This window comes from Variovorax sp. GW821-FHT06D12 (assembly GCF_059419205.1).
The window spans coordinates 546,639-572,138 of the sequence record NZ_JBWKRI010000004.1 but is presented as its reverse complement, the minus strand read 5'-3'; the positions used below and the strand labels follow the sequence as shown (position 1 = coordinate 572,138).

The following is a 25,500-nucleotide window of genomic DNA, read 5'->3' as shown; positions in this document are numbered from 1 at the left end:
GTCACTCCGTTCCCAGGTAGGCCTTGCGCACGGCCGGATCGTCGAGCACTTCGCGCGTGGGGCCGAGCGCAAGGCGGCGGCCGAAGTCGAGCACCAGCGTCTGCGTGCAGGTCGCAGCGATCAGGTCGACGTCGTGATCGATGAGCAGCACCTGCGCGCCGCAGAAGGCGTGCACCGCGCCGATCGTGCGGCGCAGCACGCCGGCTTCTTGCTCGGTGAGGCCGGCGCCGGGCTCGTCGAGCAGCAGCAACTTGGGCGCGCCGACCAGTGACTTCGCGAGCTCCAGCATGCGGCGCTGGAACAGGTTGAGGCGGTGCCCCATGACGGTCGCCACGTCGAGCAGGCCCGTGTGCGACAGCGCGCGCGCCACCTGCGACGCGGCCTCGCCGCGCGCGTGCGGCACGTGGTCGAGCAGCGCGCGCACGTTGTCCCACACGCTCAGGTCTTCCACCACCTGCTCGGTCTGGAACGAGCGGCGCAGCCCGAAGCGCACGCGCGCGATGGGCTTCAGGCCCAGCAGGTCGGTGCCGTCCACCGCCACGCGGCCGGCGCTGGGCGACACGAGGCCGCTGAGCACATTGACCAGCGTGGTCTTGCCCGCGCCGTTCGGACCGATGAGGCCGCACACGGGCGCGTCGAGCTGCGCCGTGAGCGCGTCGATGGCCTTGACGCCGCCGAAGGCGACGGTGAGATCGTCGATGCGGATCATGGCGCGGCGTCCTTGTCCTTCGGCGAAGCGAAGCGTTGGCGCACCGCCTCGAACACGCCCATCAGCTGCCCCGCGATGCCGCTCGGCGCGGTGATGAGCGCATGCAGCAGCGCCACGCCGAAGAAGATCATCGCGAGATACCCGTTGACGCCGAAGTCGGTCAGCAGCGCCGGCACCGCGCGCAGCAGCAGCCCCGCGATGAGCGCGCCGGCCCAGTGATACACGCCGCCCACCACCGTGAGCGCGAACAGCATCACCGATTCGCCCGCCGTGAAGGCGCGCCCGTCGAGCTGCCCCACGCCACCCGCGAGCAGCGCGCCGGCCACGCCCGCGCAGAAGCCCGCGAGCCCGAAGGCCCAGGTCTGGTAGCGCAGGATGTTCACGCCGGCCGCCACGGCCGCCGCCTCGCCGCGCCGGATCAGCGCCCACGAGCGGCCCGCGCGCGTGCGCCGGTGCAGCTCGATCAGCGCCAGCACCGCGGCCAGCCACACGGCGACGTAGCGGAAGTACGCGGCGTCCGACAGCGCCAGCGCGGGCCGCGGCATCATCAGCCGCTCGCTGCCGAACACGCGGCCCAGCCAGCCCGCGCCGCCATCGGGAAAGCCCGTCACGTTGACGACCACCTGGAAGCCGCCCGCCATCATCATCGTGACGAGCGCCAGGTACAGCCCCTTGAGCCGCAGCGCCGGCAGCCCCGCGAGCATGCCCACGACGCACGACAGCAGCCCGCCCGCGAGCACCGACAGCTCGAAGGGCCAGCCCAGCCCGTGCCCCGCGCGCAGCGCGACCCAGCCGCCCGCGCCGAGCAGCGCGTACTGGCACAGCGACACCAGCCCGAGCTGGCCATAGAGCAGCGCCACGCCGGCCGCCGCGACCGACAGCGCGAGCGACGACGTGAGCGTCTTGATCCAGTACGCGTTCGCGAACCACGGCACGGCCCAGCCGATCAGCAGCACGCAGGCCACCATGAGCACGAGCGAGCGGCGGGCGCGGCGCGTGGCTTGCGCCAGCGCTGCGGGTGCCGCGTCGGACGCGGGCATGGCGCCTTCGAGGATCGACGCGTTCATGCCGACCGCGTCCCCGCGCGGTAGAAGACGATCATCGCCAGCGCGATGAGGAAGGGCGTGGCCGTGCGAAAGGCCGCGAAGCCCGGCACCGTGATCGCCAGCGCCTCCAGCACGCCGATGGCGATGCCGCCCGCCACGGTGGCCGGCAGCGAATGCAGGCGACCGATGATCGCGGCGGCAAAGGCCGGGATCACGAGAAAGGTCAGCAGCGTGGCCTGCAGCCGCACGATGTTGGCCAACAGCAGCCCGCACACACCCGCGAAGGCGCCGCTCAGGATCCACGCCACGGTGTCGACGCCGAGCACGCGGATGCCGAGCAGCGCGCTCAAGTCGCGGTCGTTGGCCAGCGCGCGCATCTTCAGCCCCACGCGCGTCTTCGACAGCAGCAGGCCGACGCCGCCCATCATCAACACCGCCAGCGCCAGGCCGAGTGCGCGCGTGTGCGTGAGCCGCACCTCGACCTCGCCCAGCACGAACTCGAGCGCGCCGCCGTCGGTCGGCAGCACGAGGCGGCGCGGCTGCTCGCCCCAGGTCCATTCGGTGAAGCCCACCACCACGAGCGCGAATCCCAGCGTGGCGATGCTGCGGATGGTCGGGTCGCGGTGCGACAGGCGCGGCGCCAAGAGGCGCCCGTAGGCCAGCGACAGCGCCATGGCCGCGAGCACCGCCGCGCACCACGCCAGGCCCTGCGGCCAGTCGGCTTCGAGCAGCGTCCAGGCCACGTAGGCACCGAGCGCGCCGATGGCCCCGAAGGCGAAGTTCAGCACGCCCGACGAGCGATAGAGCACCACCAGCCCCACGCCCGAGAGCGCGTAGACCGCGCCCAGGCCCAGGCCCGAGATGACGAAAGGCAGGTAGTCCTCCATGGCCCGGCGCGCTTACTTCAGGCCCATCTTCTGCTCGTCGGCACGGATGTCGACCAGCTCGGGGTCGTCCGCCGTGAGGCAGCCGCCGGGTGCAAAGCGCCAGCCGTTGCCGTCGGGGCTGGCCATGGGCCCGCTGTTGTTCGCGTTGTGGCGGTTGCCGCTGCCCACGTAGAAGGGCTTGCAGAGAATGTCGCTGCGGAAGTCGCTCACCTTGCGCAGCGCATCGGTCACGCCGGCACGGTCGAGCTTCTTCGGGTCCATCTTCAGCATCGCCTGCGTGGCCAGGCGCGCGGCCAGGTAGCCGGCCTGCGAGAAGGTGTCGCGCGGGTCGCTCTTGGCACCGTGCTTGTCCATCACCGCGAGCCAGTTCTTGTTGTCGGGCCCGGCCGATTCGAGCGGGTTGAACTCGAGGTTGACGTCGAAGTTGCCCTTCCAGTACGGCCCGATGGCCTTGGGCACGTCGACGTTGTAGGCCGGCGCGGCCGACACGAAGTGGATCTTCTTGCCCAGGTTCTGCTGCTCGGCCGCGGCCAGCATCGGCACCAGGATGCCCTTGGGCACGTTCATGATGATGGTGTCGGGCTTCTTCGCGGCGGCCTGCAGCATGGTCGAGGTGGCGTCGGCCGAGCCGGGGTCGATGGTGAGGGTCTCGACCGTCACGCCGTTTTTCCGGCCCCATTCCTTGGGCCCCTCGCAGGCCCAGTTGCCCAGGCTCGGGATGTTCGGAATGATGCAGACCATCTTCTTGGCCTTGTACTTCTGCGCGGCGTACATCGCGGCGATGGTGGCCGACACGCGCGGCCCGGCGTTCACCGGCACGTAGTTGCGCGCGTTGAAGCACTCGCGCGGCACGCCGGTGCCGGCGATGACCATCACGCCCTCATCGGCGTACATCTTGGCGTTGGCACCGCACTCCACGAAGCTGGTGCTGCCCACGAGCGCGACCACCTTGCGGTCCTTCACGAGCTTGGAGGCCACCTGCGCGGCGGTCTCGGGGTTCCACTGGTCGTCGAGCACGAGGTAGTCGACCGGCCGGCCGTGGATGCCGCCGTTGGCGTTGACGCACTTGAAGTACGCAGCCGCCGCCTGGCCCGAGGCGCTGAAGTCGTCGGGGCCCGTCTTGCCGACCACGGCGCCGATGGGAATGGGCTCGCCCGTGGCTGGCTTGCCGGTGTTGAGGCCGCAGTCGGGGCTGGCCTGTGCCCAGGCGCCGCTGAAACCGGCGAGGCCCAGCGCGCCTGCAACGGCCGACAGCGCGATTCGTCTTTTGCTTTGCATGAGGTGTCTCCTTCTTTTGGGGTGATCGAAACCGGGGCGGGGCTACACCGCCATGCACACGCTCTTGAGCTCGGTGAAGCTCTCCACCGCCGCACGCCCCAGGTCGCGCCCACTGCCCGACTGCTTCACGCCGCCCAGCGGCAGCGCGTTGTCGAGCACGTTGTGCGCGTTGACCCAGACCACGCCCGCCTGCAGGCGCGGCACGATGCGGTGCACAGCCGAGAGATCGTTCGACCAGACGCTGGCCGCCAGGCCGTAGGCGCTGTCGTTGGCCAGGCGCACCGCGTCGTCCACGTCGTCGAAGGGCACGACCGTCGCGACCGGGCCGAACACTTCTTCGCGCGCGATGCGCATCGACGGCTGCGCGTCGACGAACACGGTGGGCTGCACGAAGCAGCCGCCGTCGAAGGCCTGGCGACCGCCCGTGACCAGCGTGGCGCCCTCGGCCACGGCGCCGTCGATGTGCGCCATCACGCGCGCCAGGTGGCGCTTGGACACCAGCGGCCCGAACTGCGCCTTCGGGTCGAAGCCCGAGCCGATGTGCAGGCCCTCGGCGGCCTGCGCGAGGCGGCGCACCACCTCGTCGAACAGGTTGCGCTGCACGTACACGCGCGAGCCGGCCGTGCACACCTGGCCCTGGTGAAAGAAGATGCCGTTGGCCGCGCCCTGCGCCGCCGCCATCGGGTCGGCATCGCCCAGCACGATGAGCGGCGACTTGCCGCCCAGCTCGAGCGTGAAGCGCGCCATGCTGTCGACGGCCGCGTGGCCGATGTGCCGGCCCACCGCCGTCGATCCGGTGAAGCTGATCTTGCGGACGTCCGGGTGCGCGGCGAGCGCCGCACCGGCCGTGGCGCCGCGCCCGCACACCACGTTGAGCGCGCCCGGCGGAAAGCCCGCCTCCAGCGCCAGCTCGGCCAGCCGCAGTGCGGTGAGCGGCGTTTCTTCCGACGGCTTGAGCACCACGGTGCAGCCAGCCGCGAGCGCGGGCGCCACCTTCCACAGCGCGATGGCGAGCGGGAAGTTCCACGGCACGATGGCCGCGACCACGCCCACCGGTTCGCGCCGCGTGTACGTGACCCACTGCGCGCCGGGGATGCCGATGGAGTTGTCGAGCGTCTGGCCTTCGAGCTTGGTGGCCCAGCCCGCCATGTAGCGCACGAACTCCGCGCCCGCGCCCACGTCGACCATGCGCGCGATGCCGCGCAGCTTGCCGCTTTGCAGGGTTTCGAGCGCACTGAGTTCGTCGGCGTGCGACTCGATGAGCGTCGAGAGCGTGTACAGCATGCGCTCGCGGTCGGCCGGGCGCAGCGACTTCCAGGCGGCGCTCTCGAAGGTGCGGCGCGCGCCGGCGACGGCGGCGTGCACGTCGTCCGCGTCGCTGTCGGGCGCCTCGGCCACGGTCATCTCGGTGGCCGGGTCGACCACCGGCAGGTACTGCCCGTTGCGGGGCACGACCTCGTGGCCGTCGATGTGGTTGCCGCGGCGGCGCTGCGCCAGCAGGCCCACCTGGCCGAGGTGTTCGATCGACAGGTCGCGCAGATTCATGGGCGGGCTCCGGGAAGGGATGCGAGGGATGCGAAAGAAAGCGGTGTCACGGCTGCATGGCGCGCGCGACGAGCAGCGTGTCGGTGAACTGCTCGAAGCGCTGCACCTTTCCGCCCTGCACCTGCCACACGTGCGTGACGCGGGCCTGCATCGGCTTGCCCGTGGTGCGGTGGCGCGCGTGGTAGTCGCCGATGCCGACCACGGTGTCGCCGCCGTCGACCAGCCGCTCGAGCACGAAGCGGTAGCCCTCCCATTCGGCGCCGAGCACCTGGAAGACCTTCTCGACCACCTGCGCGGGGCCGACGTGCGTGCCGGCGCAGGGAAAGCCGGCCATCTCGGTCCACTGCACGTCGTTGGCCACATCGGCGAACATCGCGGCGAGGTCGTGGCGGTCGGAGGCGGCGTAATGGTCGGCCACGATCTGGTAAGGGGTGCGCATGAAAAAAGCTCCTGGACAACGATGAGGTCAGACGGGCCCGAACTCGGGCGGGTAGAAGGTCTGCGAGGCCTTGCGCATGAAGGCGCCGGCGGGGTTGTTGGCGATCGCACCGGCGCCGGTGAGCCCGAGGAACTTGCCGGTCGAGCGGCCGTTCGCGAAGTCGAAGAAGAACACCGACGCGACCGGAATCAGGAACTCGCGGAAGGTGAAGACGTACTGGTCGTCGTCGAACTTCCAGTAGCTCGCCAGGTCCACGTCGCCGTGGCCGCGCTGCACGCCCACAAGGCACTGCCAGGCGTAGCGCTCGGCGCTCAGGTAGGTGTGCTCGTAGGTGTGGTTGGGGCTGTAGGTCTGCCAGGTGCGCAGGCCGATGAGGTCGCGCGTGGCGTGCGGCGCGCTGCCCGTTGCAGTGCCGCCTTCGAGCGTGCCGGGCCAGAAGTCCTGCGGCACGCGCGGCTGGCCCGCGGCCTCGTCGGCGCCGATGATGCGGCAGCGGATGGCGAGCACGCGGCGCGTGCGCGTGTTGACGACGACGGTCAGCGCCTCGCTCGGGCGGCTGGCCTGCGTGATGTCGAGGAAGAAGGTGTCGGGCGCGACCTCGATGGCCTCGTACCAGTCGCCTTGGCCTTGCCCGCCGCGCGCGCCGTCTTCGTGCCAGTCGAGCGTGTGCTGCGCGCGCGGCTGCAGCGTGAGCTGGAAGCCGGGCAGCGCGAGCCGCAGCGTCTGGCCGGCGAGTGCGTCGGTGGCGGGCAGGCGGTTGGTTGCGATGCCGAGGGCGAACTGGTCGTAGGTCTTCCAGTCGGCGGGCTTGGTGGTGTCGGTGCTCATGGTGCGGCCCTTTCAGGCGTCGTGCGCGAAGGCGATGGTGGGGAGGTCGACCGCGGACGCACCGCCATCGACCATCAGCGAACTGCCGCTGACCATCGCGGCCAGCGGCGAGGCGAGGAACAGCACGGCGTTCGCCACGTCGTCGGGGCTGGCGGCGCGGCCCATGGGCACGTCGCGCGTGACGAGGTCGTAGGCCGCGTCGGTGTTCGGCAAGCGGTGCTTGTCGACGAGCACCTGCATCTGTTCGTCGGCCATCTCGGTGCGCACCCAGCCGGGGCACACGGCGTTCACGCGCACGCCCTGTTGTCCGTAGTCGCGCGCCAGCGAACGCACGAGGCCGATGAGTGCGTGCTTCATGGTCACGTAGCCGACCACGCCCGGCCCCGCGAAGTGTCCCGCGAGCGACGAGAGCACGACGATGTTGCCGCGCCGCGCGATGAGCTCGGGCAGCAACTCGCGCGCGCAGACGAAAGCGGTGTCGAGGTTCAGGCGCGTGGACAGCGCCCACGAGGCGTCGTCGGTCGAAAGCGCATCGCCCACGCCGTGGCCGCCCGCGTTGGCGACCAGCACATCGACGCCGCCGAAGCGTTCGCGCGCGGCGGCCAGTGCGCGCTGCACGTCGGAAGTGTTCGCTGCATCGCCCGCCACCGCGAGCCCGCCAAGCTTTGACGCCACCGCTTCGAGTTGCGCGAGGCGACGCCCCATCAGCACCACGCGGCCGCCCGCCGCGACGAACTGCGCGGCCACCGCCGCACCGATGCCGGTGCCGCCGCCGGTGATGAAGGCGACCTTGCCGGCCATGGAATCTGTAGCACTCATTCGCTCTGTCTCCTTGTTGGAAAGGACTCTAGGTTTCAGTGCGCTTCGGCGATTGACCGAGCGCGCAACTTCAGTTGCCTGACAGCGCGAAGTCCGCGCAGCGTTCGGCCAGCATCACGGTGGGCGCGTTGGTGTTGCCGCTGACGAGCGAAGGCATCACCGAGGCGTCGCACACGCGCAGCCTCGCCACGCCGTGCACGCGCATGCGCGCATCGACCACGGCCATGGCGTCGCGGCCCATGCGGCAGGTGCCGCTCGGGTGGTAGACGGTCTTGGCGCGCTCGCGCACGTAGGCCTCGAGGGCCTCGTCGGAAATCTCGTCGGCGGCTGACGGCGCCAGCTCTTCGGACACCACCTCGCGCAGCGCCGGCGCGCGCAGGATGCGGCGCGCCAGCTTCACGCCGCGCACCAGCGTGTCGATGTCGGCCTGCGCCTGCAGGTAGCCGCCGTCGAACAGGATCGGCGCCATCGGGTCGGCGCTGCGCAGCGCCACGCGCCCGCGCGACTGCGGGCGCAAAAAGCAGGGGTTGATCGACAGGCCGTGGCCGGCCAGCGGTTCGCGGTCGACGTCGCCCACGAGCACGGGCAGCACATGGAACTGCAGGTCGGGCCGGCCCTCGCCGGTGGTGTCGACGAAGCCCCCGCTCTCGACCACGTTCGAGGTGAGCAGGCCGGAGCTGAACATCATCCATTGCAGGCCGTGCTTCAGCGCCGCCAGGCCGCGGTCGTTGCCCAGCAGGCTCACGGGTTCGCGCGTGCGGCCGTAGACCGACACCTCCAGGTGGTCCTGGAAGTTCTCGCCCACGCCGGGCAGGTCTTTCACCACCGGCAGGCCCAGCGCCTGCAGCTGCGCGCCGGGGCCGATGCCCGAGAGCAGCAGCAGCTTGGGCGAGGCGAGCGCGCCGGCCGAGAGGATCACTTCATCGCGCGCGGTGGCGATCACCTCTTCGCCGCTGCCGTTGCGGCCCGTGCGGTAGACCACGCCGGTGGCCGCGCCGTCCTGCATCAGCACGCGCAGCACGTGCGCGCCGGTCACCACGGTGAGCTTCGGGTCGTCGCGCACGGCCGCGAGGTAGGTGGCGGCGGTGCTCGCGCGCCGGCCTTCGAAAGTGGTGGTCTGGTAGAAGCCCACGCCGGCCTGCGCGGCGCCGTTGAAGTCGTCGTTGTAGGCCAGCCCGCTTTGCTGCGCGGCGCGCAGGAAGGCCAGGCTCAGCGGATGGCGAAAGCGGGTGTCGCTCACCTTCAGCGGCCCGTTCGTGCCGTGCAGTTCGCAGGCGAAGCGCGCGTTGCCCTCGGCCTTGCGGAACCACGGCAGCACATCGCGCCAGCCCCAGCCTTCGCAGCCCTGCGCCTCCCAGCCGTCGTAATCGGCCGGCGTGCCGCGCACGTAGACCATGGCGTTGACCGAGCTGCCGCCGCCCAGCGTGCGGCCCTGCGGCACGAACATCCTGCGGCCGGCGGCGGCGGGCTGCGGCTCGCTCTCGTAGGCCCAGGTGCGCTCGGTGCCGATCACGCGCACGAAGGTGGCGGGCATGTGGATGAAGCGGTCGTCGTCGGGCGGGCCCGCCTCCAGCAGCAGCACGCGGCGCCCGGCGCGCACCAGCCGATGCGCCAGCACGCAGCCGGCCGAGCCGGCGCCCACCACCACCACATCGAAAACCTGCTGCGCCATGTCCGTTCCAGACTGAAGTTGTTGTCGGGAACGGATGCTCGCGGCTGGCGCGCGCCCTGGCGCATCGGGGCGGGTTGATGCAACGCAAAGTGCGCTGTGGGTCAACTGACGGCGAACGCGGGGGGCCCTGCGACAATCGGGCCATGCCTTTCGCCCCTTTGCAAAACGACACCTTCCTGCGGGCCTGCTGGCGCCAGGCCACCGATCACACGCCCGTCTGGCTCATGCGCCAGGCCGGCCGCTACCTCCCTGAATATGTTGCCACGCGCGCCAAGGCCGGCAGCTTCATGGGGCTGGCCACCAACACCGACTACGCCACCGAGGTCACGCTGCAGCCGCTGGCGCGCTACCCGCTCGACGCCGCCATCCTCTTTTCGGACATCCTCACCGTGCCCGACGCGATGGGCCTGGGCCTGTCGTTCGAGGCCGGCGAAGGCCCGCGCTTTGCGCGCCCGGTGCGCGACGAAGCGGCCGTGGCCGCGCTCGAAGTGCCCGACATGGACAAGCTGCGCTACGTGTTCGACGCCGTGGGCTCGATCCGCAAGGCACTCAACGGCCGCGTGCCGCTCATCGGTTTCTCGGGCAGCCCGTGGACGCTGGCCTGCTACATGGTCGAAGGCGCGGGTTCGAGCGACTACCGCCTCGTCAAAAGCATGCTGTACGGTCGCCCCGACCTGATGCACCGCATCCTCGCGGTCAATGCCGATTCGGTGGCCGCGTACCTCAACGCGCAGATCGACGCCGGCGCGCAGGCCGTGATGATCTTCGACAGCTGGGGCGGCGTGCTCGCCGACGGCGCCTTCCACGAATTCAGTCTGGCCTACACCGCGCGCGTGCTCGCCGGCCTGAAGCGCCACGGCCCCGACGGCCAGCCGGTGCCGCGCATCGTCTTCACCAAGGGCGGCGGCCTGTGGCTGGGCGCCATGCGCGCGCTCGACTGCGAAGTGCTCGGCGTCGACTGGACCGTGAACCTGGCAGCCGCGCGCCGCCTCGTGGCCGAAGGCACCGAGGACAAGGCCAAGGCGATCCAGGGCAACATCGACCCGAACGTGCTGTTCGCCCCGCCCGCGGCCATCGAGGCCGAGGTCGGCAAGGTGCTGCAGGCCTTCGGCAAGCCCCACACCGACCGCACCACGGCGGGCCCGACGCACATCTTCAACCTGGGCCACGGCATCAGCCAGTTCACGCCGCCCGACCATGTCGCGGCGCTGGTCCAGGCGGTGCACGACCAGTCGCGCGCGCTGCGCACTTGAGCTAACAAATGTGAACTGCCGACCGCCCGGTTGGCAGACTCAGCGCCCCCTGAAAGCCAGTCGCCCGGCGTTTGTCAAGCCCTAAAACGGCCCCGGACGCCCGACTTATGCACAAAACGCGTGTTGCACTGCGCAAGATTATCTGAGGGGGCATTGGTTCTGCTCCTAAACCAATAGCGACGCTAAGTGGTTGATTTATATAGGTTTTGATTTTTGCTTTTTTTACAGGCATTCCAGCGGAAGCCTTGAAAATCAAGGCTTCGGCGACTATCCAGCCGTCTTGTCAACAAAGTTATCCACAGAAACTCTGGATGACCGCCAAAGCGCTGTGAAATCAACAACTTAAGCGGTCTTGCTCCAAAACGCATTAACAAACCTTGCCAAAAAGGACGCCCAGCCCCTCCACCGAATCGCCGTCCGAAGCCGGCGCGCCGACGGTCACATCCGCCACAAACGTCTCCTGCCCCTGGCGACTCGACATCGCGGTGCAGACGCCCGCGCATGCGGCGCTCGGTGACCTGCTGAGCTACGCCGGCGCCGAGCCGCTGGTGCCGGGCACGCTGGTGCGGGTGCCGCTGGGCAAGCGCGAGGTGCTGGGCGTGGTCTGGAACGAACCGACCTCGCTGGAGGGCGCCGAGCCCGACATGGCGCTCAAGCCCGTGGGCGCGGCGCTCGACGCGCTGGCGCCGCTGGGCGAGGCCTGGCGCGACCTGGTGGCGTTTGCCGGGCGCTACTACCAGCGCTCGATCGGCGAGATCGCGCTGGCCGCCCTGCCGCCGCAGCTGCGCGACCTGAGCACGACGCAGCTGGCGCGCCGCCTCAAGCGCAAGACCACCGCCGGGCCGGTGGCCGAGACGGCCGAATCCGCGAACCTGATCGCCCTCTCCGACGAACAGACGGCCGCGCTGGCCCGCATCGAGGCCGGCACCGGCACCTTCCTGCTGGTGGGCAGCACGGGCAGCGGCAAGACCGAGGTCTACCTGCGCTGCGTGGCCGACCTGCTGGCGCGCGACCCCGAGGCGCAGGCGCTGGTGATGGTGCCCGAGATCAACCTCACGCCGCAACTCGAGGCCCGCTTCAAGGCGCGCTTCGGCGACGAGGCGGTGGTGTCGCTGCACAGCGGCATGACGAACCCGCAGCGGCTGGCGAGCTGGCTGGCGGCGCACAGCGGCGCCGCGCGCATCGTGCTGGGCACGCGCATGGCGGTGTTCGCGTCGATCCCGGGGCTGAAGCTCATCGTGGTCGACGAGGAGCACGACCCGAGCTACAAGCAGCAGGAAGGCGCGCGCTACTCGGCGCGCGACCTCGCCGTGTGGCGCGGCCAGCGCGAAAAAGCCAAGGTGATCCTGGGCTCGGCCACGCCCTCGCTCGAGAGCTGGCACCAGAGCCGGCCACCCGAAGGCGACGACCCCGGCGGGCGCTATGTGCGGCTGGCCATGCCTTCGCGCATCGGCGCGGGCGCGCTGCCGGCCGTGCGGCTGGTGGACATGAACCTGCAGCCGCCGAAGACGGTGATCTCGGGCGCGCTGCTCGACGCCATCGGCCAGCGCATCGCGCGCGGCGAGCAGAGCATGATCTTCCTGAACCGGCGCGGCTATGCGCCGGTGCTGGCCTGCGGCGACTGCGGCTGGAAGAGCGAATGCCCGCACTGCAGCGCCTACCGCGTGTTCCACAAGATCGACCGCACGCTGCGCTGCCACCACTGCGGCTTCACCGAGCGCGTGCCGCGCGCCTGCCCGGCCTGCGGCAACCCCGACATCGCGCCCGTGGGCCGCGGCACCGAGCGGCTCGAAGAGCACCTGGCCGAGCTGTTCGCCGGCGTGAAGCATGCGGACGGCAGCGCGGTGCGCATCGCGCGCATCGACGCCGACAGCACCAAGAAACAGGGCGCGCTCGAATCGCAGCTCGCGGCCGTGCATGCGGGCGAGGTCGACGTGCTCGTTGGCACGCAGATGATCGCCAAGGGCCACGACTTCCGCCGCATCACGCTGGTGGCCGCGGTGAACCCCGACGGCGCGCTGTTCTCCAGCGACTTCCGCGCGCCCGAGCGCTTGTTCAGCCTCTTGATGCAGTCGGCCGGCCGCGCGGGCCGCGACGCCGCCTACCTCGCGGCGCAAGGCGCCAAGGCCGAGATGTGGATCCAGACGCACCATGCGCCGCACCCGCTGTTCGCGGCTTTGCGCCGGCACGACTACGAAGCCTTCGCCAAGCAGCAGCTCGAAGAACGCCAGGCCGCCGCCATGCCGCCCTTCGCGTTCCAGGCGCTGGTGCGCGCCGACGCGCGCGAGCAGGCGGTGGCGCAGGGCTTCCTGAACCTCGCGGCCGACCAGGCCGAGGCGCTGCCCGGCGCCGACCTGGTCACGCGCTACCCGGCCGTGCCGCTGGCGATCCAGCGCGTGGCGAACGTGGAGCGCGCGCAGATGCTCATCGAAAGCCCCTCACGCGCCGCGCTGCAGCGCCTGCTGGCCGCCTGGCAGCCGCTGCTGCACGAGCTGCGGCGCACGCCCGAGGGCAAGGGCGTGATCCGCTGGCTGGTGGACGTGGACCCGCACAGCATCTGAGCGAGGCGCGCGTGTCTGCGCCTGCTTCAGCGCGGACGCAGGATGCGGTTGCGCAGGCCTTCGGGCTTGTGCAGCAGGGGTGCGGCGGGGCCAGCGGCGGCACGCTTGGCGAGGCGTCCGGCGGGCACGGCGGGGCAGGCCCCCGAAACCTGGTGCGCCAATGCGGCGGCCAGGCGCGCCTCCTGCGGATCGCCGAGCGCACGGCTGAAATCGTCGGGCACGAAGCAGGTGGGCGTAATGCCATCGGGGTAGTCGCCGAAGCCCTTGGCGTTCACGCCCTGGAACTGCACGCTGAAGTAGGTGGTGCCGCAGTTGTCCTCGGGATAGAAGCCGTAGGGCTTGCCGCAGGTGGTGTCGCCGATCTGGACCACGTCGATGTCGATGCCGCGCAGGCCGTTGATGAACGCCTCGCTGGCCGAGCAGGTGTCGGGGCCCGTGAGCACGTAGACGCGTCGCAGATCGAGGCTGGGCAGCGGAAGGGGCGGGTCGATGGGAGAAAGAAAGCCCAGGGTGGTGGCCCAGAACGGCGTGGGCGCGAGCGTGTTGCCAGTCACCGGATCGCGCTCGGTGTGCTTGTTGTTGAACCGCACGGTCTCGAAGGTCTTGCCGCGCGTCTGCGTCTCGCCGGCGACCATGAAGCCCAGTTGACTGGCCAGGTCCAGATAGCCGCCGCCGTTGTAGCGCAGGTCGACGACCAGCTCGGTGGCCCGCTGCGCGCGCAGCCACTCCATGGCGGCCTTCAGTTGCAGTTCCGCCGTGCCGATGTGGTCGTTGAATTGCAGGTAGCCAACCGTGCGGCCCGCGTTCGGGAGCGTCTTGACGTTCTGGACGGGGGTCGAGATCACCGGCGCCGCCGTCAGCGTGATGTCGCGCGGGGTGTTGCTGCCCGCGTCGACGACGGTGAACCGCGTGGACGTCCCCGGCGCAGCGCCAAAGAGCGCCGCGTTGATGACATCGACGCCTTCCTGCGTGGGGTCGTTCACGAAATCGACGCCGTTGACCCCGAGCACCCGGGCGCCGCGCGGCAGGCCGGCGCCCGTCGTGGCCGCGGGAGAGCCGGGCTCCACGTACGCCACGCGCAGATCGCGCGGCGGGGAGAGGGCAAAGAAAGCCCACTGCGCGCCGTATCCGACGGACGAGCCGGCGCCCGAGAGCGCATTCCACTCCTCGGTGGTGTAGGTGAAATGGAACTGGTCCTTGTCCCTGCCCGAAGGCGTCACGGCGTGGGTCTTGAGCAGGTCGAAATAGTCGGCCGTGGCGTACAGCGCCGGGTCCAGGTCCGGCACCTCGTCGTACCAGAGGTAGGTGTCGTTGATCCACGCGCGCAGCCAGTTGTTCTCGTCGAGCGTGCGGCCGGTCTTGTCGGCGAAGGGCTTGCCGTCGGGGTCGGTGCCGGTGCGCGGCGCCGCGCAGCGGTCCTTGTAGAGGCTCGCGGTCCGGAACACGCCCTCGACCCACGGCGCGTTGCGCAAGGCATCGCCGTCGTCGGGCACGTCGGGTGGTGCCGTGGGTGGGGTGGTGGCAGGCGGCGGGGTGGCCGTGCCGCTGTTCGGCCAGAAGCTGACACCCGAGCCCCCGTCTCCCCCGCCACCGCAGGCGACGAGCACGGCCATCGGAACGGACAGCAGCAGAAGACGGGCGAAACGAAAACGCAGAGGAAAAAGAGACACGGCGAGATTCCTGGAGGGCGGGAAGGCGCCGCCATCCTAGGAAGCTCTCCGTCGTTGCGCATTGGACCAAAGTCCTAGGCGCGGCCCGAGCGCGCCGCGTCGGTCGTCAGCCGTCGTCAGTGGTAGCCGGTGGGCTCCTTGCCCATGTCGACGTAGCGCAGCTCGTTGTGCCGTCGCCGCGCAATGCTGTTCGGCCAGGCGAACACGACGAGGCTCAGCGCGGCCAGCGCGAGCGCGGCGCCCGTGCCGATCGTGCCGGCATGCCAGAACCAGCCCACCGCAGCGAGCCAGGCCAACCACATCAGGATGCGAACCAGTATTGCCATCGCGCGCCCCACTTGGACCCTTCACACCTTGGACTCGGAACCACTGTAGCAGTGCAACTGCATACGCAAGCATTCATCTGAAGAGATAACGCACGGTATGCCTTTAGACATGCCCTGGGATTACCCCGAAATAATCTGCAAAAAGAGTTGACGGTACCCCCGCCCTTGCACAAGCTGTGCCTGTGCGGTTCCATCGCTGGGTCCGCGGTCTTTCGTGCCCGCTCGCTTGATGCAAAGGTCGCCGTGAAATCGTCGTCTCTTCTGGCTGGGGTTGCTGTGGCTGTCGCCGTGTCGCTCTCGTACCTTGCCGCTGCGGGGTCCGCGGGCGCGGCGGAACTCGAACTGCAGGGTCGGCGGCTGGTGGTGTCGGGCACGCTCGACGGCAGCAAGGTCAAGGCCTTCACCGAACTCCTGAGCAGCGGCACGGTGCGCACCGTGGTCTTCGAAGACTCGTTCGGCGGCACCGCCGAAGCGGCCGGCGCGTACGCCGACGCGATCCGAGAGAGCGGCGTGCAGACCGAGGTGCGCGGCCACTGCATGGCGGCCTGCGCCTACGCCTTCCTGGCCGGCAAGACGCACCGCTTCGGGCACGGCCTGCAGGTCAACGGCATCCTCGTGCCGGTGGCGACCCGCCCCACGGCGGCCGAGCTGGCGGTGCGCTGGCGCGGCGAGGAAGCCCGCAAGACGCTGGCCGACTTCACGCCCGCCCCTGCCACCACCGACGCGGCACGCCCGATGGAAGCCACCGCCCCCGCCCCCAAGGACAACTGGCAGCCGGACCACGGCGTGCTCTTCACGGCCAGCCCGACGCTGTTCGGCCGCATCTACAACACCTACTACTGCGACGGCACGCAGGGCCGCGACTTCTCGAAGTGCGAGCGGCTCTCCGATGCCGACCCCTACAAGCTGGGCGTGCTGACCGAGTGACGCCCCCGGTCAGCGCAGCGCGCCGACCGCCACCGGGAAGGTGAAGAACGCCGCCACCGTCGTCCACAGGATGATGCGTGCGATGCGGCCGTTGTCGGCGCCGAAGCGCTCGGCCAGCATCGACACGTTGCTCGCGCTCGGCAGCGCCGCGACCAGCACGATCACGGCCAGCGCCGAGGGCGCGAGCGGCAGCCCCAGCGCGATGGCACCACGCCCAAGCGCCCAGACCGCCAGCGGATGCAGCACCAGCTTCACGAGCACCACGGGCAGCACGTCGGCCAGCGGCGCTTTCGGCGTGGGCCCGGCACCGGTGCCCATCGCCGCCGCCACCATGGCGCTGGCGCCGTGCTCGCGTGCCAGCAGCGCCGAACGCGCGAGCACCGCGCCGATGGTGAAGAGCGCCACCGGCGAGGCCGCGTCGGCCAGCATGGCGATGGTGCGTTCGACCGGCCCGGGCAACTGCCAGCGCACCGCCGACAGCAGCACGCCCAGCAGGATCGACCACGGCATCGGGTTCACGAGGATGCCGCGCAGCGCCTTGCGCACGGCCAGTGTGGCGCCGTGGCGTCCTGCGCTGCCGGCCCCGTCGAGCCGCGACAGCGCGATGCACAGCGACGAGGTCACGACCAGGTCGAACGCGATGGTGATGATGATCGGCCCGGCGGCCTGCGCGCCCAGCAGCGCCACCAGCAGCGGAACGCCCATGAAACCGGTGTTCGGAAAGGCCGCCACCAGCGCGCCGAAGGCCGCGTCGTTCCAGCCGATACGCACATTGCGCGTGAACAGCACCACGCCCGCCACCACGGCCAGCGCGCAGACGCCCCAAATCAGTGCAACGCTGCAGTCCAGCAGCTGCGCGATGGGCGTGCCCGCGCCGAAGCGCAGCAGCATGCAGGGCAGCGCGAAATACAGCACGAAGGTGTTGAGCCCCGGGATCGCATCCAGCGGCAGGATGCGGGTGCGGGCGGCGGCGTAGCCGGCCGCGATCAGGGCGAAGAAAGGAAAAGTAACAAGAAAAACAGGCAGCACGCCGGCATTGTCGTCCTCCTTCGTCGCGCGATGCCCGCTGACACGGACGGCCGCAGCCGGGCCCGTATCATTGCCCGCTTTGCGACGGCCGCGCCCTGCGGCCCCTCCTGCCTTTTTCGCGTTCCCGCTTTCCCGGTTCCCCCCTCCCCCATGTCCCACGGTCTCAATCTCGCCCAGCAAGAAGCGGTCAACTACATGCACGGTCCCTGTCTGGTGCTCGCAGGTGCGGGCTCGGGCAAGACGCGCGTGATCACGCACAAGATCGGCCGGCTGATCCAGTCGGGCCTGAAGCCCGAGCGCATCGCGGCCATCACCTTCACGAACAAGGCGGCGGCCGAAATGCGCGAGCGCGCCAAGGACCTGATCGGGCGCGACGCGCGCAAGGTGGTGGTGTGCACCTTCCACGCACTGGGCGTGCGCATGATGCGAGAAGACGGCCACGTGCTGGGCCTGAAGAAGGCCTTCAGCATCCTGGACGCCGACGACGTCACCAAGATATTGAAAGACTGCGGCGGCACCGTCGACATCGCCACCGCGCGCATCTGGCAGTGGACGATCAGCAAGTGGAAGAACATGGGCCTGAACGCTGCGCAGGCCGCGGCCGCCGCGGTGGACGACAACGAGCGCATCACGGCCGAGATCATGGTCCAGTACGAAGAGCGGCTGCAGGCCTACCAGAGCGTGGACTTCGACGACCTCATCGGCATGCCGCTGAAGCTGCTGTACGAGTTCCCCGAGGTGCGCGCGAAGTGGCAGGCCATGCTGGGCCACATCCTGGTCGACGAATACCAGGACACCAACGCCACGCAGTACGAAGTGCTCAAGGCGCTGGCCGGCGAGCGCGGCCAGTTCACGGCGGTGGGCGACGACGACCAGTCGATCTACGGCTGGCGCGGCGCCACGCTGGACAACCTGAAGAAGCTGCCGGTCGACTACCCGACGCTCAAGGTCATCAAGCTGGAGCAGAACTACCGCTCCACCAGCGCCATTCTTCGCGCGGCCAACAACGTGATCGGCCCCAACCCCAAGCTGTTTCCGAAGACGCTGTTCTCCGAACTCGGCGAAGGCGAGCCGGTGCGCATCGTCGATGCCGACACCGAGCTGCACGAGGCCGAGCGCACGGTGGCGCGCATCATCAGCCTGCGCGCGGGCGACACGGTGTCGCAGGGCAAGCAGTACAAGGAGTTCCGCGACTTCGCGATCCTGTACCGCGCCAACCACCAGGCGCGCATCTTCGAACAGGCGCTGCGCAAGGCACAGATTCCCTACAAGGTGTCGGGCGGCCAGAGCTTCTTCGACCGCGCCGAGATCAAGGACCTGTGCGGCTGGTTCCGCCTGTGGGTCAACAACGACGACGACCCGGCGTTCCTGCGCGCCATCACCACGCCCAAGCGCGGCATCGGCCACACCACGCTGGCCAGCCTGGGCAGCTTCGCGAGCCAGTACAAGCTGAGCCTGTTCGCGGCGCTGTTCAGCCCCTCGCTGCCGAGCGTGATCCCCAAGCGCACGCTCGATGGCGTGCACGAGTTCGGCCGCTACATCAACGACCTGGAATACCGCGCGCGCCGCACCATGGGCGCCGAAGCCTCGCGCGCCTTCATGCTTGAGTGGCTCAAGGAGATCGACTACGAGCGCCATCTGTACGAAGGCGAAGACAGCGAGGCCGCGGCCGCCACGCGCTGGACCAACGTACTGGAGTTCGTCGACTGGATGTCGCAACGCGCCGGCGGTTCGCTCGACGACGCCTCGGGCGCCGACGACACGAACCCGAACGAACACAAGAGCCTGCTCGAAGTGGCGCAGACCATCTCGCTGCTGTCGACCATCAGCGAGCGCGAGCAGGACCAGAACGTGGTCACGCTCTCGACGCTGCATGCGTCCAAGGGCCTGGAGTGGCCGCACGTGATGCTCATCGGCGTGACCGAGGGCTTGCTGCCCTTCAAGCTCGACGACGACAACGGTCGCCAGAAGGTGGTGAGCGACGAGACCACGCAGCGCCTGCAGGAAGAGCGCCGCCTCATGTACGTGGGCATCACCCGCGCGCAGCGCAGCCTGGCCGTGAGCTGGACCAAGAAGCGCAAGCAGGGCCGCGACATGGTGCCCTGCATGCCCAGCCGCTTCATCGCCGAGATGGGCCTGGACAAGGCCACGACCAAGGAAGACCCGCGCGAGAAACTGAAGGCGCTGCGCGCCGAGTTCGCACGCAAGGCGCTGGACAGCGCGGCCAAGGCCGCCGCCACGCCATGAGGATGACGGCGACGGTCGCAGTCGCGCTGCTTGCCGCCGCCCTCGCGGCCGGTTGCGCAACGCCCCGCGACCCCAACTGCCCCGCCGACGCACGCGAGCTGCCACTGCAGGCGCTGTACGGCCAGTGGGACGCCCGCTTCGACGACCTGCCCGGCACGGCCGTCGTGCAGCTGGGCAAGCACCCCGAATACGCCGGCGTGCGCGGCACCATCACGCGCCGCGCCGATGCCTCGACGAAGACCACCGTCGCGCAGCTCGCGGGCGACGTCGACGACGAGGGCGCGCTGTCCATCGACGAATCGCTGGACGGCCGCGCCATCAGCGGCGTCTGGTCGGGCACCTTGCAGCCCGGCGCCTGCGGCCGCGAGTTTCGCGGCACATGGCGCGATGCCGCGACCGAGCGCACGCACCCGTTCGTGCTGCGCAAGACCGTCGCACAGGAAGGAAAGCCATGAAGACGACACGACGACACCCTGCTTCTCTGTTCACGCTGCGCACCGTGGCTGCCGTGGCCGCATGCCTCGGCGCCGCATCTGTCGCACAAGCACAAGCCGTCGACAAGCCCGCCAGTCCGCTGGCCGATGCACAACTCACCTGGCAGCAATGCGCCGCGCTCGGCGCGAACAACGAGGCACGCCTGGCCTGCTACGACCGCTGGTCGCAACAACAGACGCTGCCCTCGGTGTCGGTGCCCGTGGCACCGCCCGTGCTCGCGAGCACGCAGCCGCCGGTGGACGGCGCGATTCCGGCCACGCGCGTGGTCTCGGTCGCCACCACCGAAGGCTGCCGCGACCGCCAGTACTCGACGCTGTCGCGCTTCTGGGAACTCGAGAACGCCACCGACTGCGGCACCTTCGGGTTTCGCGGCTACCGCCCGCTCACGGTGTCGGCCTCGGCCGCCACCGACAAGCCCCAGCCGCCGACCTCGCCGTCGGCCGGCCACACGGCCGAGCCCGTGGCCTACCAGGCGAACGAGATGCGCATCGGCCTGTCGGTGCGCACCAAGCTCGCGCAGGGCATGCTCACGCAGAACGACCCGATCAAGAAGGACTCGCTGTGGTTCGCCTACTCGCAGCAGTCGACCTGGCAGCTGTTCAACGGCTCGATCTCGCGGCCCTTCCGCACCACCGACCACGAACCCGAGCTGATGTATGTCTACCCGACCGACGTCCACCTGCCCGGCGGCTGGCGCTGGCGCTATGCGGGCGTGGGCATCGTGCACCAGTCGAACGGCCAGAGCCTGCCGCTGTCGCGCAGCTGGAACCGCGTGTACCTGATGGGCGGCGCCGAGCTCGACGACCGCTTCACCGTCACGGGCCGCATCTGGCAGCGCATGTCCGAAAGCGCCGCGAAGGACGACAACCCCGACATCGCCGACTACATCGGCCGCGCCGAAGTCACGGGCCGCTGGAACCTCAACCACGACAACCAGCTGGGCATCACGGTGCGCAACAACCTGCGCGACAGCGGCCGCGGCTCGGTGCGCCTCGAATGGCTGAAGGCCATCGGCGATCCGACCAAGAGCAACCTGCGTTTCCACACGCAGCTGTTCCATGGCTACGGCGACACGCTGGTGGACTACAACCGCAAGCGCACCGTGCTCAGCATCGGCTTGAGCCTCGTGGACTTCTAACTCGCCCCCAGTCTTCGCGCACTTCGTGTCGCTTCGCCAACCCCCTACCGGGGGCAACACCAGCGGCCCGGCAAAGCCGGTTCCGCGGTGTTCCACCGGAAGATCGCAAAGAAGGATCGCCCAATGAATCACGACCTGTCTCCCGTCGATGCCACGCAGCGCGAGATCATCGCGGCTTTGCACGTGGCGCCCGTCTTCGATGCCGCCGCCGAACTCGCGCGGCGCACCGACTTCCTCGCCGACTACCTGCGCAGCACCGGCCTGAAGACGCTGGTGCTGGGCATCAGCGGCGGCGTCGATTCGCTGACCGCCGGCTGCCTCGCGCAGCGCGCGGTCGAGAAGCTGCGCGCCGAAGGCCGCGACGCCACCTTCATCGCGATGCGCCTGCCCTACGGCGTGCAGCGCGATGAGGCCGAGGCGCAGGCCGGGCTGGCGGTGATCCGCCCCGACCGCCTGCTGACGGTGGACATCCGCCCCGCTGCCGATGCGATGCTGGCCGCGCTGCACGCCGGCGGGCAGGCCTTTCGCGATGCGGCGCACGAAGACTTCGTGCTCGGCAACATCAAGGCGCGCCAGCGCATGATTGCGCAGTTCGCGGTGGCCGGTGCGCACGACGGCCTCGTGATCGGCACCGACCACGCGGCCGAAGCGCTCATGGGCTTCTTCACCAAGTTCGGCGACGGCGCCGCCGACATCACGCCGCTCACCGGCCTCAACAAGCGCCGCGTGCGCGCGGTGGCGCAGCTGCTGGGCGCGCCCGATGCGCTGGTCTACAAGGTGCCCACGGCCGACCTCGAGTCGCTGGTGCCGGGCAAGCCCGACGAAGACGCCTTTGGCGTGAGCTACGAGCAGATCGACGATTTCCTCGAAGGCAAGCCGGTGTCGGCCGCGGCGCGCGCGGTGATCCTGTCGACGCATCGCAAGAGCGCCCACAAGCGGGCGCTGCCGGTCGAACCGCCTGTACTGAAGTGACCCATTCCGCGTGACAAACGGATCACATTGAAGTCCCCGAAAGGGATGCTTCGATGCATGTGTAAAGCATCGGACGAAAAAAAGTCGCGAAATACCAGCCTGAGAGGGACTTGATTAACCTTTAGGTATCAATTGGTGCGCTTTTGTCTGCAAGAATTTTGGACGACCGGACACACAGTCCGGCCTTCTGGAACCTCATGCTTGACGTAGTGAAACCCGAAATCCTGGTGGTCGACGACGATCCCGAAGTCTGCGAGACGCTGGTCGACCTGCTGGAGTCGTCGGGCTTTCGCGCACAGGCCGTGCCGGACGGCCTGGCCATGGCCGCCCGGCTCGACCAGCGCGCCTTCTCGCTCGTGATCATCGACCTGCGGCTGAAGAAGGAAGACGGCATCGAGCTCGCACGCCAGCTGCGCACGCGCTCGCGCATCCCGATCATCATCCTCACCGGCCAGGGCACGGCCGCCGACCGCATCCTGGGCCTGGAAACCGCCGTCGACGATTTCATCGCCAAGCCCTTCGACAACCGCGAACTGGTCGCACGCATCCGCGCGCTGCTGCGCCGCTCGGCCGAGACCGGCATGCCGCGATCGCTGCGCACCGACCGCCTGAGCCACGAGCGCTACCTGTTCGGCCCCTGGACCCTCAACATCACCGCGCGCGAACTGCTGCACGGCGACGGCACGCCCTGCGACCTGACGCACGGCGAGTTCGCCCTGCTCGAGGTCTTCGTGCTGCATGCGAACCGCGTCATCGACCGCGAGCAGCTGCTGCTCAAGACGCGCAGCGCCCAGTCGGACGCGGTGAGCCGCACGATCGACGTGCTGGTGTCGCGCCTGCGCCGCAAGATCGAAGAAGACCCGGACCATCCGCGCTTCATCTGCACGGAACGCGGCGCGGGCTACCGCTTTGCAGCGAACGTGGTGCGCTGCTGAGGCAGCAGCGCCCGCACCCGCCCGCCCATGCAAGGCCCCCGCACCTCCTCGAACGCGAACGCGCCTGCGCGCGGGCGCAAGCGCTCGTGCAGCCTGCGCGGGCGATGGCTCTCCGCGTTCGCCGTACTGGCCATCACCACGCTGGTGCTGGCCGCCGTGGCGATGGTGGCGCTGTTCAACGCCAAGGCCGCGATCCAGGGCTTCGACGAGCGCATCCTGCCGTCGGTGGCGAAGTCGCTCGCGCTGTCGGAGCGCGTCACGCACCTGGCGGCGGCAGCGCCGTACGTGGCGGAAATGTCGATATCGGCGCGGCTCAACCAGGAAAAGGCCGATCTGCTGAAGCGACAGGAGGAGGTGCGCGTGCTCGCGGCGCAACTGCCGCCGGCGAGCGGCGCGGCTACCGGTGTGCCGAAGGTGCTGAGCGCCATGCAGGTGGTGCTGGACGATCTGATCGAGTTCAAGCGCCTGGACCTCGCGCTGCGGGAAGAAGGCCGCGGGCGCATTCACGCGCTGAGCCAGATGGAGCACCGCATCGCCGATCTGCCCGAGCGTTCCAGGTTCGTTGCAGACCACACGCTGCATCTGCTGCGGGTTGCCTTGTACGCCCACAACACGCTCGACCTGGACGAGGCCGAGCGGGTCTATCTCGCCTACGCCGGCTCAGCCAACGCCTTGCGCATCGATGCGGCGATCCGCGCCCAGATCGCCGCGCAGGCCGACAGCATCTTCGCGCTGCGCAGGCAGCACCTCGCGCTGCGCGATCGCAAGACCCTGCTGCTGACCTCCACGCGCGTGCTCTCGGAAGAGCTCACGCGCTCGGTCGACCGCCATGTGGCGGCACTCAGCGCCGAGGTGTCCTCGCGCGAACATTCGGTGGGCCTGATCGTGCGCTCGGGGCTGATCGCGGTCACGCTCGCGCTGCTGGTCGCGGCCGCCGCGCTGGTGCTCGGGTACTGGAGCCTGCGCGAATCGCTGCGCGACCTCACGCGGGTCACCTCCGCCATCACCGAGCTGTCGCACGGCAACGCCAGCGCGCCGCCCGATGTCTCGCGGCGCGACGACGAGGTCGGTGCACTCATCCGCGCCTTCAACGTGTTCCGCGACAACACGCTGTCGATGCGGCGGATGGGTGCGGACATTTCGGAGCAACGGCGCCTGCTGCGCACGGTGCTCGACAGCATCGACGACGGCCTGGGCGCGTTCGACGCCGAAGGCCGCCTGGTGGCCTGGAACCCGCGCTTCGCCGCGCTGCTGCGCCTGCCCGCGCAGGCGATCCATACCGGCGCGACGCTCGACACACTGCGCGAAGCGCTGCCGGCGCTGGCCGACGGCCGCCCCGCCGTCGACCTGCTGGGGCCGCCCGATGCGCAGCGGCGGCGCGACGACTACCTGCTCGACAACGGCCAGGTGCTGGCCGTGCGCAACCACCCCATGCCGGCCGGCGGCTTCGTCACGCTGTACAGCGACCAGAGCGAGAGCCGCGCGCTCGAACGTCAGGTGCGGCAGGCGCAGAAGATGGAAGTGCTGGGTCAGCTCACGGGCGGCGTCGCGCACGACTTCAACAACCTGCTGGCGGCGATCTTCAGCAACCTGCAGCTGCTGCAGTCGCGCGACGACCTGTCGCCCGACATGCGCCGGATCGTGGACCGGGCGTTCCGGGCCTCGGAGCGCGGCGCCGTGCTCACGACGCGCCTGCTGGCCTTTGCACGCCGGCAGACGCTGCGCGCCGAAGTGATCGATGTCGACCAGATGCTGGCCGGGTTGCAGGACCTGATCGAGTACTCGCTCGGCCAGGGCATCCGCGTCGAGCTCGACCTGCAGGCCGACGGGGCGTGCGTGCTGGCCGACGGCGGGCAGCTCGAGAACGCGATCCTCAACCTGGCGCTGAACGGGGGCGCTGCGATGCCGCGCGGGGGCGTGCTCACGCTGCACAGCGCGTGGCACGCGGCGGCGGCGGCGCATGGCGTGAACGGCGCGCAGGGCAGCCCCGGCCCGGTGGTCGAGATCCGCATCAGCGACACGGGCCACGGCATGCCGCCGCACGTGCTGGAACACATCTTCGAGCCCTTCTTCTCGACCAAGGAGAACGAAGGCAGCGGACTGGGCCTGAGCATCGTCTACGGCTTCGTCAAGCAGTCGGGCGGCGACCTGCGCGTGCGCAGCACCGTCGGCCAGGGCACCGCGTTCACCCTGGTGCTGCCCGAGGCCGCGCCGTCAGCGGCGCCGGCCTGCGCACCGCCGCCGCCCGCGCTGTCGCTCGAGGCCTTGCAGGTGCTGCTGGTGGACGACGACACCGACGTGCGCGACGCCACCTTCGAATTTTTCAAGGAGCACGGTGCGCGGGTGCAGGCGGTGGCGTCGGCCACCGACGCCACCGCCGCACTCGAACGCCAGGCCTTCGACCTGGTGCTGTCGGACGTCAGCCTGGGGCCCGGCGGTGATGGCCTGCAGCTGATGCGCGACGTGCAGCGCCTCTACCCGCGCACTGCGGTGGTGTTGATCTCGGGACTTCCCTCCGACCTGCTCGCGCACCGCTACGCCGTGCCGCCGCGCACGCGGATCCTGCGCAAGCCCTTCCTCACGGCCGACCTGGTGCGGGCCATTGCGCAGGCCCTGGCCCATCACCGCACCGACGCACCGGCGACCACGGCCCACGCAGCCTGAGTTCCCCAAGCGGGCGCCCCAGGCCGCGGGCGTCCGCATGCGCAGAACACTTGTTTGCAT

At 69.9% G+C, this 25,500-nt stretch carries 20 protein-coding genes and 1 pseudogene; 9 read left to right on the top strand and 12 right to left on the bottom strand.

What is annotated here, in order from left to right; translation table 11 throughout:
- Nucleotide 1: 1 nt before the first annotated feature.
- The 9 genes and pseudogenes from AC07SQ_RS16240 to AC07SQ_RS16200 form a co-directional block, all read right to left on the bottom strand.
- Nucleotides 2-709 carry an ABC transporter ATP-binding protein gene (locus tag AC07SQ_RS16240; protein WP_495273478.1) on the bottom strand — a complete coding sequence of 236 codons (708 nt, stop codon included), beginning with the start codon at nucleotides 707-709 and terminating at the stop codon, nucleotides 2-4.
- Nucleotides 706-1,776 (bottom strand): branched-chain amino acid ABC transporter permease, encoded by a 1,071-nt coding sequence (locus AC07SQ_RS16235; protein WP_495273477.1) that lies wholly within the window; start codon nucleotides 1,774-1,776, stop codon nucleotides 706-708. The genes AC07SQ_RS16240 and AC07SQ_RS16235 overlap by 4 nt, the downstream gene beginning before the upstream one ends.
- Nucleotides 1,773-2,642 (bottom strand): branched-chain amino acid ABC transporter permease, encoded by an 870-nt coding sequence (locus AC07SQ_RS16230; RefSeq protein WP_062476232.1) that lies wholly within the window; start codon nucleotides 2,640-2,642, stop codon nucleotides 1,773-1,775. Before AC07SQ_RS16230 ends, AC07SQ_RS16235 begins: the two co-directional genes overlap by 4 nt.
- A gap of 12 nt (nucleotides 2,643-2,654) precedes the next feature.
- Nucleotides 2,655-3,920 (bottom strand): ABC transporter substrate-binding protein, encoded by a 1,266-nt coding sequence (locus AC07SQ_RS16225; protein WP_492733711.1) that lies wholly within the window; start codon nucleotides 3,918-3,920, stop codon nucleotides 2,655-2,657.
- A gap of 42 nt (nucleotides 3,921-3,962) precedes the next feature.
- On the bottom strand, nucleotides 3,963-5,465 hold the full coding sequence (locus AC07SQ_RS16220) for an aldehyde dehydrogenase family protein (protein WP_495273476.1): 1,503 nt from the start codon (nucleotides 5,463-5,465) through the stop codon (nucleotides 3,963-3,965).
- A gap of 46 nt (nucleotides 5,466-5,511) precedes the next feature.
- A complete protein-coding gene (locus AC07SQ_RS16215; protein WP_095743473.1) occupies nucleotides 5,512-5,904 on the bottom strand; it encodes a nuclear transport factor 2 family protein in 393 nt (130 codons plus the stop codon).
- A 27-nt stretch (nucleotides 5,905-5,931) separates the two neighbouring features.
- Entirely contained in the window at nucleotides 5,932-6,732 is an 801-nt protein-coding gene (locus AC07SQ_RS16210; protein WP_493195812.1) for a MoaF C-terminal domain-containing protein, read from the bottom strand.
- A 12-nt stretch (nucleotides 6,733-6,744) separates the two neighbouring features.
- Complete coding sequence (locus tag AC07SQ_RS16205) at nucleotides 6,745-7,551, bottom strand: SDR family NAD(P)-dependent oxidoreductase (protein WP_493195811.1); 807 nt, start codon at nucleotides 7,549-7,551, stop codon at nucleotides 6,745-6,747.
- A 79-nt stretch (nucleotides 7,552-7,630) separates the two neighbouring features.
- Nucleotides 7,631-9,223: pseudogene (locus AC07SQ_RS16200) on the bottom strand (GMC family oxidoreductase); the annotation flags it as partial.
- 143 nt (nucleotides 9,224-9,366) lie between these two features.
- Here AC07SQ_RS16200 and hemE point away from each other — a divergent pair.
- Together hemE and priA are read left to right on the top strand one after the other, a co-directional pair.
- A complete protein-coding gene (gene hemE / locus AC07SQ_RS16195; RefSeq protein WP_495273473.1) occupies nucleotides 9,367-10,476 on the top strand; it encodes a uroporphyrinogen decarboxylase in 1,110 nt (369 codons plus the stop codon).
- A 479-nt stretch (nucleotides 10,477-10,955) separates the two neighbouring features.
- Entirely contained in the window at nucleotides 10,956-13,037 is a 2,082-nt protein-coding gene (gene priA, locus AC07SQ_RS16190; protein ID WP_493195963.1) for a replication restart helicase PriA, read from the top strand.
- 26 nt (nucleotides 13,038-13,063) lie between these two features.
- Here priA and AC07SQ_RS16185 read toward each other — a convergent pair whose 3' ends face one another.
- Both AC07SQ_RS16185 and AC07SQ_RS16180 read right to left on the bottom strand, forming a co-directional pair.
- Nucleotides 13,064-14,707 (bottom strand): S41 family peptidase, encoded by a 1,644-nt coding sequence (locus tag AC07SQ_RS16185; protein WP_495273472.1) that lies wholly within the window; start codon nucleotides 14,705-14,707, stop codon nucleotides 13,064-13,066.
- Between the two features lie 116 nt (nucleotides 14,708-14,823).
- Nucleotides 14,824-15,033 (bottom strand): hypothetical protein, encoded by a 210-nt coding sequence (locus AC07SQ_RS16180; RefSeq protein WP_062476199.1) that lies wholly within the window; start codon nucleotides 15,031-15,033, stop codon nucleotides 14,824-14,826.
- 276 nt (nucleotides 15,034-15,309) lie between these two features.
- On the opposite strand from AC07SQ_RS16180, the gene AC07SQ_RS16175 reads away from it, so the two are divergent.
- Complete coding sequence (locus AC07SQ_RS16175) at nucleotides 15,310-15,960, top strand: hypothetical protein (RefSeq protein WP_495273471.1); 651 nt, start codon at nucleotides 15,310-15,312, stop codon at nucleotides 15,958-15,960.
- A gap of 9 nt (nucleotides 15,961-15,969) precedes the next feature.
- On the opposite strand, the gene AC07SQ_RS16170 is transcribed toward AC07SQ_RS16175, so the two are convergent.
- Nucleotides 15,970-16,989, bottom strand: coding sequence for an AEC family transporter (locus AC07SQ_RS16170; protein WP_495273470.1), 1,020 nt, complete (start codon nucleotides 16,987-16,989; stop codon nucleotides 15,970-15,972).
- Between the two features lie 150 nt (nucleotides 16,990-17,139).
- Between AC07SQ_RS16170 and AC07SQ_RS16165 the strand changes: the two genes are divergently transcribed.
- The 6 genes from AC07SQ_RS16165 (at nucleotide 17,140) to AC07SQ_RS16140 (ending at nucleotide 25,440) form a co-directional block, all read left to right on the top strand.
- On the top strand, nucleotides 17,140-19,236 hold the full coding sequence (locus tag AC07SQ_RS16165; RefSeq protein ID WP_062476196.1) for an ATP-dependent helicase: 2,097 nt from the start codon (nucleotides 17,140-17,142) through the stop codon (nucleotides 19,234-19,236).
- A complete protein-coding gene (locus AC07SQ_RS16160) occupies nucleotides 19,233-19,691 on the top strand; it encodes a hypothetical protein (protein WP_495273469.1) in 459 nt (152 codons plus the stop codon). Before AC07SQ_RS16165 ends, AC07SQ_RS16160 begins: the two co-directional genes overlap by 4 nt.
- The gene (locus AC07SQ_RS16155) at nucleotides 19,688-20,869 is read left to right on the top strand and encodes a phospholipase A (protein ID WP_495273468.1); all 1,182 of its coding nucleotides are present in this window, start codon (nucleotides 19,688-19,690) and stop codon (nucleotides 20,867-20,869) included. The genes AC07SQ_RS16160 and AC07SQ_RS16155 overlap by 4 nt, the downstream gene beginning before the upstream one ends.
- 123 nt (nucleotides 20,870-20,992) lie before the next feature.
- Complete coding sequence (gene nadE, locus AC07SQ_RS16150; RefSeq protein ID WP_495273467.1) at nucleotides 20,993-21,841, top strand: NAD(+) synthase; 849 nt, start codon at nucleotides 20,993-20,995, stop codon at nucleotides 21,839-21,841.
- 197 nt (nucleotides 21,842-22,038) lie between these two features.
- Nucleotides 22,039-22,776, top strand: coding sequence for a response regulator (locus tag AC07SQ_RS16145; protein WP_070063911.1), 738 nt, complete (start codon nucleotides 22,039-22,041; stop codon nucleotides 22,774-22,776).
- Between the two features lie 27 nt (nucleotides 22,777-22,803).
- On the top strand, nucleotides 22,804-25,440 hold the full coding sequence (locus tag AC07SQ_RS16140; RefSeq protein ID WP_495273466.1) for an ATP-binding protein: 2,637 nt from the start codon (nucleotides 22,804-22,806) through the stop codon (nucleotides 25,438-25,440).
- Nucleotides 25,441-25,500 lie beyond the last annotated feature (60 nt).